This window comes from Corallococcus terminator (assembly GCF_049194865.1).
GTDB classification, from domain to species: Bacteria; Myxococcota; Myxococcia; order Myxococcales; family Myxococcaceae; genus Myxococcus; species Myxococcus terminator_A.
This window is the reverse complement of sequence record NZ_JBLZWL010000067.1, coordinates 1-12,111: the sequence shown is the minus strand read 5'-3', so window position 1 is coordinate 12,111 and position 12,111 is coordinate 1. Positions and strand designations below refer to the sequence as shown.

The window sequence follows — 12,111 nt, the reverse complement described above, 5'->3', positions numbered from 1 at the left end:
AGTCCCCACTGGCGAGCCGTCCCCCCTGTCTCAACGCACGTTTTTCGGCTTGCGGAACGCCGCCGTGGGCCGAGCCGTTGGAGCCAGGGTCGCGATGGCGCTCACGCCGAAGGTCTTCAGTCAAGCACACATCCGGGGGTATGCTGCGGCGCACTGATGACTCGCATCCACCGTAAAATCGACCAGCGAAACCTTGTCCGCGAACTCGCGAACAACAAAGTGGACGCGCTCGAGCTCATTCGCGAAGCGCTGGCCAATGCCCGTGACCACGGCGCGTCGTCAGTCTGGATTCGCACGGCCCGAGGAGCTCCACCCCTTCTCCCCATCGACGTCATGCTCATCAACGACGGGGACGGAATGACCGAGGCCCAGCTCGAGGCATTCTGGGGAATCTCGGCCTCCGTGAAGCCTCCGGGAGGAAGTGCGATTGGCTACAAGGGGCATGGCACCAAGCTCTACTTCGCCGCTAGACGCTTGAGTGTCGCGTCTCGAGTCGAGGGGGCCACTGAATGGACCCTGACGACGCTCGACAACCCCCTGGAATCAGACTCGAAAGACGTAGAGCAGGTCTCCCTGCCCTCCGAGCATCCGCTCTACAAGGAGCTTTCGAGCCTGGGACTGCTTGCGGGGAAGGGGGTGGCGATCTTCGTGGAGGGCTGCCACTTTCGTGACGCGGCCGAGCGGTTCATGTCTCGTCGCGCCATCGAGACCTACTGTGACTGGTTCACGGTCAACGGTGACATCCGCAGCGGAGTGTTCCGCTCGCGCGCGGAGTTTCACGATGCCGTCCATCAGAAGAAGGACCTTGCGCGCCTGCGCACCCACGAGTCACCCCTCGTGCCGATGACGGTCCATCTTCGCATCAACGGTGAGGATGCATACCGTCCCCTGGGTTTCGGGCCCATCAAACCGGCCTCCGACTTCCTGTTGGCCTGGAAGGATGACAAGGACCGCTGGTCCAAGGTGAATCCCGGGCTGGCTGCCTTCGGTCATCGGTTCGCGGATCATCACGAGGCTGAACGTGGCGCGGTGCGAGTCCGTGATGACTTGACCGCCCTGTGCCTGACAACGGTCGACGATTTCATGGACGAGTCACCCTACGCCATGGTGATTCGGGTTGAAGGGCAGCGGCGGCAGTTGAACTCCTATCTGGAGGGGTCGCGTCAGCCGGTGGGTGGCGAGTACGACTTCGATGAGCGCTTTGGACTGTGGCTGTGCAAGGATTTCGTGCCGGCGGTCCAGCGCAACGACCTGCTTCAGGAAGCGCTGACCAGCGCCACTGAGAAGGTTAAGAAGAGGCTGCGTTTTGATTTGAGCCGCACGCGCTTCTGGCAGGTATTTGTGAATCATCAGGCGCTGGTTCTCACCGCGAATCGCAATGGAATGGCGAACGTCCGCGAGCATGAGGAGCGGATTGTGTCGTTGGTTTCCGACAGAATCGCGGAAGCGCTCAAGGAGGATGCGTTCCGAGAGTGGATCCAAAACCTTCAGGCCGCCGTTGTACATGGGCGGCGCTCGAAGGAAATCGACGCCATGAATGTGCGGGAGGAAACCGTCACCCAGTGGTTCAAGAAGAACGGGGGCGACGTTCAGCCTACGCAGGTCACGGCGCTGGATTTGCTTGATGATGAAGCCTCATTGCGCCTGCCAAAGCCCACGAATGAGCAGGAGGTCTTCCTGCTCTACATGGTGTTGTCAGGACGGTATCGTGTCCCGCTTCGCGTGATCGAATACGACACCCGCCTGGGCGTTGACGCGATAGCGCAGGTAGTCGAACACAAGCTGTTCGACCCGCCGAGAGCGTGTGCCCGCGTGGAGCTGAAGTTCACGCTTCAAGGGAGCCGCGCCATCAATCACTTCTTTGACGCGATTGATGCCTTTATTTGCTGGAGCGTGTCCAGCACGGGGGAGTTGCCAGAGGCTGGTGATGCACCTCGCTCTGGCACTCTTCGGAAGAGAGCGAAGCCGCTGCTGGCATCTGGCCTGGATGCCTATGAGGTCGAGTACTCCGACCCCAAGGGGAACGCTCGCATCCTTCCGGTGCTCGTTCTGGATCGCCTCTTCGTGAGCGCCAAGAAGCCCACGAAAAAGGGAAAATAGAAGTGTCCTGCCCCGAAGTACCGCACGGGTGGCTGGCAAGGGGTGCTCACGCACCGTGAGCGAGGCGCGTTACTCCCAGACTCCGCTGTCCTTCGACGCACCGCCGCTGCCCGGCGACGTGCCGGCGCGCCTCCCGAGCCCGTTCGCTTCAGGCCCCCCGGTGCGACTGGCCCGGCTTGCCGCGGAGGCGCTGCAACAGCGACTGCGACGCGAGCATGCGCGGTGGGAGGAGCTGTGGCGACCCGGTGGCGGAAAGATGTTCGGGGTATTGGTCGTCGCCACACCGGAGGGGCGGACAGGCTACCTGTGCGCGTTCTCCGGGATGCTGGGGGGCCGCTGGGAAGTGGATGGCTTCGTCCCGCCCTTGTTCGACCCCGTGGCACGCGCCGCGTTCTGGCCAGCGGGCGAGGCCGAGCTGGCGGAGCTGGGACGGAGGCACGAGGCGCTGAAGGAACAGTCCGCACGCCTCGCCCAACAACCCAAGGGTCGAGAGGCGGAGCTGAGAGCGCTCGAAGCGCACCGGCGTGAGGTCGCGCACGAGCGGGCCGAGCGTTCCCGTTCCCTGTGGCGACAGCTGTCCGTGGGCTTCGAGGTCCCCAACGCGCGAGGCGGGCACCGGTCCATGTCCGAGCTGTTCGCGCCGCGTCCGCCGCCAGGAGGCGCGGGAGACTGCGCCGCGCCCAAGCTGCTCGCCTGTGCCTACCTTCACGGGTGGAGGCCCCTGGCGCTCGCCGAGTTCTGGTGGGGCGCGGAGCCGCTCGGAGGAGGACGACAGTCAGGCGAGTACTACCCGGCCTGTGACAACAAGTGCGGAACGGTGCTGCCGTTCATGCTGGAGGGATTGGAGGTGGACCCCCGGCCAGCGGTGCCAGCGACCTCCCGCGACGAGGACACGGTCCGAGTGCTGCACGAGGACGCGGCGTTGCTCGTCATCGACAAGCCTCACGGCCTGTCGTCGGTGCCAGGACGTCACTCCCCCACAAGGGACTCGGTGCTCGTCAGGCTCCAGTCGCGCTTCCCGGACCTGACCGCCGCGCGCTTCGTCCACGAACTCGAGACGGAGGTGTCGGGGCTCCAGGTGATTGCCAGGGACACCGCCACGCAGTCCGCGCTCCAGCGCCAGCTCGCGCGAGGCGAAGCCGAGCACCGGCACCTCGCCAGGGTCGAAGGACTCCTCTCCGCCGAGCAAGGCCGCATCGACGTGCCCCTGCGAGGTACCACGTCAGGGGCGCTCGAAGCGCTCGCGGGCCCGAATCACCACAAGCAGGCCCTGACGGAGTGGCGTGTCGTGGAGCGGAGCGACACGCGCACCCGAGTGCTGCTGTGGCCCCGGACGCGCCACGCGATGCAGCTTCGCATCCACGCAGCGCATCCGTTGGGTCTGGGCCTGCCCCTCGTCGGTGACGCGCGCTTCGGAATCGAAGACGCGCGGTTGATGCTTCACGCGGAGGGCTTGGGCTTCATCCACCCCTCGTCTGGAGAACGGCTGGACTTCGCCTCGCCCGCGTCGTTCTGAAGAACAGCGACGAGCGTCCTACTGTGCCTCCATCCGGAACTGCTGGCAGTCGTTGGACGCCCAGACCCACTGCTGGAGCAGCGCTCCGTCGCCGGTCGTCCAGCAGTTGCTCACGTCGAGCACCTTGCCGCTGTGGCGCGCCTCGAAGCGGTGGAACCCGCCACTGGTGGCCACGGCCCTGAACTGCTGATTCCATCCCGGTGCCACGCTCCACTGCTGGACGCGTGCGCCGTCCGTGGTGCTCGCCTCCGCGATGTCCACGGCCTTGCCGCTGTAGCGCGACACCAACCGTGAGTAGCCACCGTCGGTGGCCTGGAGGGCCCACTGCTGGCTCGTGCCACCGTGGCACGCCCACTGATGCAGCCCGGTGCCGTCCGTCGCCGACGGGCCGACGATGTCCAGACACTTGCCGGTGGCCTTGTTGACCAGCCGGTACCACGGGCCGCTCGAGCCGCCACCCCACGAGAACGACGCCACCGAGCGCGGAGGCAGCGTGTAGTCGAAGGACTGTCCCGCCCAGCGGACCTTGAAGGTGAGCGTGCTCCCGTCGTTGGAGTTCAGGGCGATGAGCGCGTGCGAGCCATCCGGATTGCGGAAGGCCAGCGTCTCGATGCTGTTGTTGCCCAGCGATGTGGCGCCGATGCGCACCGCTCCCGCGCGCACCACCTTCGCCAGATGCGCCCACGCGTAGTACTCCTCGTTGCGCGTGTACGTGCCATTGGCGTTGTTCACCGTGAACATGCCCCGGCAGTCCGCGCAGCCGCCCACGCGCGGGCCGTGGTTGGGGTCCAACGCCAGGTTCCAGTACACCGAGCTGCGCGCCCAGTGGCGCAGCGGCCCGAAGAGGTTGTTCTGGAGCGCCCACTCCAGGTTGGCCGCGGCGTTCGTCGCCCACGCGCCGCCGGTGCACTCGGTGAAGTGGACCTCCTTGGACGGGTAGGCGTCACGGAAGGCGGACTGCACCGTGTAGCTGCCCTCGGGGCTCTCGTAGCAGTGGTAGGCCACCCCGGCCACGGACGACTGAGCCTGCCCGTTGTTGTAGGCCATGACCTCATGCGGAAAGCCCGCGGGGCCCGCGCCGTCGTGCCAGTTGTGGTCCCACGCGAGCAGCTTCACCCCATTGAAGCCCGCCGCGTTGAGGGCGGGCCGCAGGTGCTGCGAGGCGAACACTGCCTGGTCATTCGACTCCATCTGCATGGTGGCGTAGCTGCCGTTCGCGTTGTGCGGCTCGTTCTGGAGGCTGAACGCATGCAGCGGCACACCTTGCGCGGCGTAGGCCTGCGCGAACTTCACGAAGTACTGCGCATAGGTGCCATAGAGGTCATTGCGCAGGTAGCCGCCGCCGAGCAGCGAGTTGTTGAACTTCATCCACGCCGGGGCGCTCCACGGCACGGCGAGCACCTTCACCTCGGGATTGATGGCGCGGGCCTGCTGGAGCAGCGGAAGGATGTAGGCCGCGTCGTGCCCCACCGAGAAGTCATTCAAGTCGCAGCAGGTGTCGTCGTAGGTGTAGTGATTACGCGCGAAGTCCGACGAGCCCATGGGCAGACGGATGAGGTTGTAGCCCGCGCCCGCGCTCACGCTGAACAGGTCGGTCATGATGGCCGCGCGGTGCGGTGAGCCGTGGATGAGCCAGGCGGAGGAGTCCGTGAGCGCTCCTCCAAACCCGTCGAGCGTCTGGTACGTCACGCCGTCATTCACGTCGATGACCATGCCCGTGTTGCTCTCCGGGCCGAACGTCTTGCTCGCCTCCAGGCTCAGCTTCTTGGCCAGGGCGCTGCCGGACGTCGTCGTGAGATGGACCTGAACGGACTCACCCGCCGCGAGCGCGGGAGGCACGGCGAGCACCGACGCGACGAGCACGGCGGCTGGGAGCGAAGACAAGGATGGCAGGGGCATGCGGAGGGTTCCGGCAGAGGGGGCCCGCAGTCTCTTGAAGCGACTCGTCGCCTTCAATGTAATTCAAGATTTGTCTGAAATTCTCCGTTGTGGTGGAGCAGAAGAATCCAGGGTGCGTTGAAGGGCGGGAGGGCAGCCGGGAGGACACACCCTTCAAGGCCCCCATGCCGCTGCGTGCCAGTGAGTCCGAGGGTCCCCAGCCTTAACCGGACTTTGCACGCGGCGCGGCGCGCGGCCGGCCGCATTGAAGGAGTCCGCTCATGGCCAGCAATCGCGGCGTCGTCTATCTCGGTCCCGGCAAGGTGGAGGTGCGCTCCATCGACTACCCCAAGATGGTGAACCCGGAGGGGAAGTCCATCGAGCACGGGGTCATCCTCAAGGTGGTCTCCACGAACATCTGTGGCTCGGACCAGCACATGGTGCGCGGACGCACCACGGCGCCGAAGGGGCTGGTGCTCGGCCACGAAATCACCGGGGAGATTGTCGAGAAGGGCAAGGACGTCGAGTACCTGAGCGTCGGCGACCTGGTCACCGTGCCCTTCAACGTCGCCTGTGGTCGCTGCCGCACGTGTCGCGAGCAGCAGACGGGCGTCTGCCTCAACGTGAACAAGGGTCGCGCGGGTGGCGCCTACGGCTACGTGGACATGGGCGGTTGGGTGGGCGGCCAGGCGGAGTACGTCATGGTCCCCTACGCGGACTTCAACCTCATCCGCTTCCCCGACAAGGCGCAGGCGCTGGAGAAGATTCTCGACCTGACCATGCTGTCGGACATCCTCCCCACGGGCTTCCACGGCGCCGTCATGGCGGGCGTGGGCGTGGGCTCCACCGTGTACGTCGCGGGGGCGGGTCCGGTGGGGCTCGCGGCGGCGGCCTCCGCGCATGTGCTGGGCGCGGCGGTGGTGCTGGTGGGCGACATGAACCCGGAGCGCCTGAAGCACGCGAAGGCCTCGGGCTTCGAGCCTATCGACCTCACCAAGAGCGACAAGCTGGAGGAGTTGATTGAAGCCGTCATCGGGGTGCCGGAGGTGGATGCCTCCGTGGACGCCGTGGGCTTCGAGGCGCGCGGTCATGGCGCCCAGTCCTCCACGGAGGCGCCCGCCACGGTGCTCAACTCGTTGATGACGATTACCCGCGCGGCGGGTGGCATCGGCATCCCCGGGCTCTACGTGACCGAGGACCCGGGTGCCAAGGACGAGGCCGCGAAGCAGGGCAACCTGCGCATGCGCTTCGGCCTGGGCTGGGCCAAGTCCCATCGCCTCTACACGGGGCAGACGCCGGTGCTGCGCTACAACCGCCAGCTCATGCAGGCCATCCTCCACGGCCGGCTGCCCATCGCGAAGGTCGTCAACGCCACCGTCATCTCGCTCGACGATGCGCCGCGCGGCTACCACGAGTTCGACACGGGCGTGGCGCGCAAGTTCGTCATCGACCCGCATGGGATGTTGAAGAAGAAGTCCGCTTGAGTCCGGCGTGAATTCCTCGTGCCTTCCGCCTGCGCTGTTGCCAGCAGTTGCGGGTGGGGGCACAAGGCGCGCGGTGCTCCTCGGGCGATTCCCGTTCGGGAACGCCGTTCGCCGGAGGGGAGATGTCCCGCACGTGGTGGAGCATGGTGGTGGCCGTGTGGTTCGCGGCCTGTGGCACGCAGGGCTCCGTTTCATCCGAAGTGGAGCAGCGGACGTGGGAGGGAGAGCTGGAGGTGCGGGTGGTGGACGCGCCGTCGCTCGACGCCTCGTATGAGGAATACCTCCTCGTCACTGGGGGCGAGCGCCACCCGGTGGTGTTCCAGGGGGACGCGCCGAAGGGCCTGCGCAGCGGCCTCCGCGTGACGCTGCGAGGACAGAAGACGGCGCGCCACCTCACGGCTCAAGCCGTGACAGTGGACCCGAGGCCCCGAGCCGCCGGCGCCACCCTGAGCGCCTGTGCTGTCACGGGCGTGCAGCGAAGCCTGGTCATCCTGGCGGCATTCCCTGGCATGGCCACGCCGTCCCATTCGCCGCAAGCCGTGGAGGAGGCCTTCTTCTCCACCACGCGGCGCTCGCTGGCGGGCTACTGGAGTGAGGTCTCCGAGGGGCGCACCACGACGACGGGTGACGTGGTGGGCTGGTACACGTTGGACCGCGCCTATGCTTGTGAGGAGTCGGACGCGATGCGCGCGGCGGCGCTCCAAGCGGCCAACGCGGACGTCGACTTCACTCAATATGACCGCATCTTCATCGTCCACCCGCGTCCGCAGGCGGGTTGCTATTACGGGGGGCTGGCCACGCTGTCGTGTGGTCAGGTCGCGACGCCGGACGGAACCGTGACGGCGTCCACCGCGTGGCTCGTCGCGCAGTCGATGAGCACCCACGACAGCGCCGTGCAGCTCATCACGCACGAGGCGGGACACAACCTGTCGCTGAACCACTCACAGACGCGAGACTTCGGCGCGGAGCCGCTGTCGCTGTTGAACCTGGGGGGCGCGCTGGACGAGTACGGCGACCTCTTCTCCTCGATGGGGCGCTGGAACCTGGGGCACTACGCGGTGCCGCACAAGGCGCGCATCGGCTGGCTCGCTCCGTCCGCGGTGACGCAGGTGGATGGCGTGGGTGGCACCTTCACGCTCGCGCCCGTGGTGGCGACAGGGGGCGTGAAGGCGCTCAAGGTGCGTCGAGGGCAGGGGAACAACGCTTGGCTGTGGTTGGAGTACCGTCAGCAGGTGGGCAGCTACGAGTCGACGCTGCCGTCCCAGGTCTTCGGTGGCGCGCTCATCCACTACGAGGACGCGGACACGCGGGATGGCACGCACCTGCTCGACTTCACGCCGGGGACGTCGTCCTGGAGCGACCCGGCCCTGCTCCCAGGCGCGACGTGGGAAGACCCGTACAGCAACCTGTCGGTGACGGTGGTGTCCGCCACCAGCACGGGGCTCACGGTGAGCCTCCAGTACCGTCAGTCCGCCTGCATCCGCGCCGCGCCCGAGGTGGAGGTGACGCCGTTCGAGCCCACCGTGTGGCCTGGGAGTCGTCCCGAGATGGATGTGGTCATCATCAATCGAGACTCGGCGGGCTGTGGTCCGAGCGTCTTCCAGCTCGCCGCCGTCGTTCCACCGGGTTGGAGCGCGGACCCGCTGCCCGCGCAGCGCACCATCCCCGCGTCGGGTTCAACGGCGCTGACGCTCCAGCTGTATTCGCCGTATGCCACGACGCCCGGGACGTACACGGCGGGCGTGGACGTCACGCGCAATGGACACACCGTGAGGGGCGCGGCCGAGCAGGAGGTCGTCGAGCGCTGTGTCACCTCTCCGCCCACGCTCACGCTCTCGCCCGCGACGGTGACAGCGGCGCCGGGCACGGACGTCACCTGGACGGTGCACGTGGTGAACCACGACTCCGCATCGTGCAATTGGGTCTGGTACGACTTCTGGAGCAACGACACGACGGGCTGGAACACCACGTGGTCCGACTGGGGTGTGAACCTGCCGCCGGGAGGTGACTTCACCTTCACGATGACCAAGGCCATTCCCGCGAATGCCCAGGGTACGCACACGGTGGGTCTGGAGCTCTTCCAGGACGAAGTCGGCATCGTGGCGAGCACCACGGCCACGGTGCATGTGGATGATTAGGTGAATCGAGAGAGGAGCAGGGGAGCACGCGACGTGTCTACCGTCAGACAGCTCCCGTGGCATGACGCGGAGCCGTGGTCAGGGGTTGCGTGACCAACATGTGCCCTGGGGTCTCGTTGTCGAACTGGCGCGGGGGTCGGTCTGCTGCGCCCATGTCGGTCATCATTCGAGGGCACCGCATCAGATACGAGAAGGCCGGGCCAGATGATGGCCCTCGGCCCGCGAAGCTTCCGCCGTGCAGGTACTGCGGTAAGCCGGGGCACGCGTTCGCGGCGACACAGGGATGGAGTTCGGGAAGCTCGGCGGTGCTGCTCAACAACATCCTTCGTGGCGCCGAGCCGAGTGCCCATCCTTGGTACTCCGGGCGGTGGTCCATCGCGGCTCATCACCTCATCTGCTCGGAGGTGATGGCCGAGGACGACGAGTGGACGGCCATCTGCTGGATGACGGGCTACGACATCAACCACCGGCGCAACGGCGTCATCCTCCCGATGCTCCTCGTGGTGGCATGTGAACTTCATGTCCCCGTTCACCGAGGGAACCACGCTGGGGGCTGGGCCAGTGACATGGAGATGCCCTACCCGGACGCGGTACGCGAACTGGTGGAAGCGTATGGCGAGGCCGCCCTGACTGGAGCCTACTGCTCGGACCCGGCGCGATTTGTCGCAGACCTGAATGACCTGAGCCGAGACATCCTCTCGCGCCTGGCTGCCGGCACGTGGACAATCACATCTGACGGGAGGGATTATCTGGCTGGCGGCGTGGGCTGTGCTGGCGCGCACAGCATCCAGAGCAAGCCTCGGCGGCCATGCCCTTATGGCCGCCGCCATGGGGCGCGGCACGGGACGATAGGAAATTCTCTCCCGCGCCGGACGCTCCAGGTGGGAGAGTGAGAGGCGCCATGCAGCGCGACTATTTCGTATGGACGCGAGCACCGTCAGAGCGGCACCCGCTCCTCGCATGGGCCCAGTCTTCGCTGGCGTTCCGACAGGGGCGGGAGGTGGACCTGCGCGAAGTCGTGCAACTCCGTCTCGGCGAGCCCGTGCCCTCGCGGCCTGTGATGGCGGACTGCCACACATTGCCAGCGCCCGTGGTCTCTGAGCGTGTTGCAAACGTGCTGCGCTCGGTACCGCTGCCGGGCGTGCAGCTCATTCCCGCGGACGTGCAGGTCGGAGAGGGGGACGTCCGCCGCTACACGCTGGTGCACATGTGGCGGCGGTTGCCGGTGATGGACCGGGAGCGCTCCGTGTACCGGCTGGCGGGAAGCGGCATCGTCCTCACAGGGTTGGACCGGCTTGTACTCGACGAATCCGTCCTCGGGGAGGTTCCCCTGGGCGAGCGACTGGCGTTCAGGCTCAAGGAGGCCGTCGTTCACCTGGTCCATGCGTCATTGGTGGAGCGGGTGCTCGGGCTCTCTCCACCAGCAGAGGGGCTCCGATTCATCCCCCTCGAGTCCTGGGACGATTCCGTGGCGTTTCGATAGACGGACTGCCACGCCCCCAGGTGCGTCGAGTATCCGGCCCCTCTCTGTTCTCAGAGCAAGGGAGCACTCGACCCAGCGTCTGTTCGACGGTTCCCATGGCGCGGCGCCGAGCCGTGTGTCCGGACCCTGTTCAGTTTCCTTCGTGGAGGTACCCCATCCCGGAAGATTGACCTCGACGTCCTGCGCGGGGCGGCCGGCTGAATGCCGAACAGGAGCGCGGAGTTTCGACAGAAACGTCACGACGGCCGGGCGTGAGTTGGGGGACGGTGTGGCTTCGCACGAAGCGCGAGGAAAATGACATGCGTGGATGGAAGCGGCCGTTCATCGGTGTGCTCGTCGCGTGCTCCTGGCTCCTGGGGGGCTGTGGAGAGGTGGAGCCTTCGCTGCGGGACACGGAAGTCGAGGACTCGCTCCCGTTCTCCCAGCCCCTGGCCGGAACCCAGACCACGTCGTTCCAGGACGGCGTGGCCCCGACGACGGGCTACGCGGGCACCCGGGACGCGATGATTGAAGAAGAGGACTCCAACGCCAACCACGGGAGCGACACGAAGCTCTCCGCGAGCGGAGACACGCCGTCCGGTAGCGGCAACGAGAACTTCGTCCTGCTCGCGTGGGACGTGTCCTCCATTCCCACCGGTGCCGTCGTCCGCTCCGCCTCGCTCACCGTCACGGTCTCCGACAAGGCGGACCAGGACTATCAACTGTATGCCCTGACGCGCGGCTGGACGGAGAGCCAGGTCACCTGGGAGCAGGCGGACAACACCCAGGACTGGGCGTCGAATGGAGCGGATGGGTCTGGAGACCGGGACACCACCGTGCTGGGAGCGCTCCGAGCCCCCGCGACGGGCACGTACACCGTGGCGCTGAACGCCAGCGGTGTCGCGGCGGTGCAGCGATGGGTGAGCACGCCCGCGAGCAACCAGGGCCTCATCCTGGCGAACAAGGACAATGACAACCGCCTGGAGCTGCGCTCGAGCGAGTACTCAACGAAGGCGTCACGTCCCAAGCTCACCGTGACCTGGGACACGCAGGGGACACCCGGTGGCGAGGCGCCCGCATCAGGGACGTTCAAGGGCACCTGTGACGGCTCGGGTGGCGCCTGGATGGACGGGACGCACTTCCTGAATGTGAATGACGAATCGCAGACGGTGCGCGTCTACGCTCGGAGCCAGAGCGCCAGCGCGGTGAAGAGCCAGGACGTGAGCTCGGCCATCGGTCTCTCGTCGTCGGACGAGGCGGACCTGGAGGACGTGGCCCGCGTGGGCAATCGCCTCTACGTGACGGCCTCTCACGCGCGCAACAAGGACGGCGAGCTGGAGACCTCGCGCTACAAGTTCTTCGCCATCGACGTCACGGGCACGGTGCCCTCCGTCACCCTCCAGGTGGCGGGGACGTCCTCGACGCTGCTGAGGGACTTGCTGAACGCGGCCAACTGGGACGCGCCGGACACGGCGGTCCTCACGTTGCTCAACGAGCGCTCGCGGTTGTCGGAGCCCACGGTGGCCTCGCTGG

General features: G+C 66.7%; 8 protein-coding genes. 7 read left to right on the top strand and 1 reads right to left on the bottom strand.

The window, feature by feature from the left end:
- Nucleotides 1–156: 156 nt before the first annotated feature.
- Nucleotides 157–2,100, top strand: a complete 1,944-nt coding sequence (locus ACN469_RS21560) for a hypothetical protein (protein ID WP_498770621.1) — start codon at nucleotides 157–159, stop codon at nucleotides 2,098–2,100.
- Between the two features lie 55 nt (nucleotides 2,101–2,155).
- Nucleotides 2,156–3,616, top strand: a complete 1,461-nt coding sequence (locus ACN469_RS21555) for a pseudouridine synthase (protein WP_498770620.1) — start codon at nucleotides 2,156–2,158, stop codon at nucleotides 3,614–3,616.
- Between the two features lie 18 nt (nucleotides 3,617–3,634).
- On the opposite strand, the gene ACN469_RS21550 is transcribed toward ACN469_RS21555, so the two are convergent.
- Complete coding sequence (locus tag ACN469_RS21550) at nucleotides 3,635–5,515, bottom strand: RICIN domain-containing protein (protein ID WP_498770619.1); 1,881 nt, start codon at nucleotides 5,513–5,515, stop codon at nucleotides 3,635–3,637.
- Nucleotides 5,516–5,775: 260 nt separating this feature from the next.
- Here ACN469_RS21550 and fdhA point away from each other — a divergent pair, with 260 nt between their 5' ends.
- The 5 genes from fdhA to ACN469_RS21525 all read left to right on the top strand — a co-directional run.
- On the top strand, nucleotides 5,776–6,978 hold the full coding sequence (gene fdhA, locus ACN469_RS21545; protein ID WP_498770618.1) for a formaldehyde dehydrogenase, glutathione-independent: 1,203 nt from the start codon (nucleotides 5,776–5,778) through the stop codon (nucleotides 6,976–6,978).
- Nucleotides 6,979–7,100: 122 nt separating this feature from the next.
- Complete coding sequence (locus tag ACN469_RS21540; RefSeq protein WP_498770617.1) at nucleotides 7,101–9,116, top strand: hypothetical protein; 2,016 nt, start codon at nucleotides 7,101–7,103, stop codon at nucleotides 9,114–9,116.
- 152 nt (nucleotides 9,117–9,268) lie between these two features.
- Nucleotides 9,269–10,009: an AHH domain-containing protein gene (locus ACN469_RS21535; protein WP_498770616.1), complete on the top strand. Its 741-nt coding sequence runs from the start codon at nucleotides 9,269–9,271 to the stop codon at nucleotides 10,007–10,009.
- 221 nt (nucleotides 10,010–10,230) lie between these two features.
- Nucleotides 10,231–10,599: a hypothetical protein gene (locus ACN469_RS21530; protein ID WP_498770615.1), complete on the top strand. Its 369-nt coding sequence runs from the start codon at nucleotides 10,231–10,233 to the stop codon at nucleotides 10,597–10,599.
- A 299-nt stretch (nucleotides 10,600–10,898) separates the two neighbouring features.
- The coding region (locus ACN469_RS21525) for a DNRLRE domain-containing protein (RefSeq protein ID WP_498770614.1) at nucleotides 10,899–12,111 on the top strand (1,213 nt) is incomplete at its 3' end.

Bases quoted from the DNA above. Each gene is read 5' to 3' on its own strand.
- ACN469_RS21560 (WP_498770621.1), top strand. From the start codon at position 157: ATGACTCGCATCCACCGTAAAATCGACCAGCGAAACCTTGTCCGCGAA.
- ACN469_RS21550 (WP_498770619.1), bottom strand. From the start codon at position 5,515: ATGCCCCTGCCATCCTTGTCTTCGCTCCCAGCCGCCGTGCTCGTCGCG.
- fdhA (WP_498770618.1), top strand. From the start codon at position 5,776: ATGGCCAGCAATCGCGGCGTCGTCTATCTCGGTCCCGGCAAGGTGGAG.
- ACN469_RS21540 (WP_498770617.1), top strand. From the start codon at position 7,101: ATGTCCCGCACGTGGTGGAGCATGGTGGTGGCCGTGTGGTTCGCGGCC.
- ACN469_RS21535 (WP_498770616.1), top strand. From the start codon at position 9,269: ATGTCGGTCATCATTCGAGGGCACCGCATCAGATACGAGAAGGCCGGG.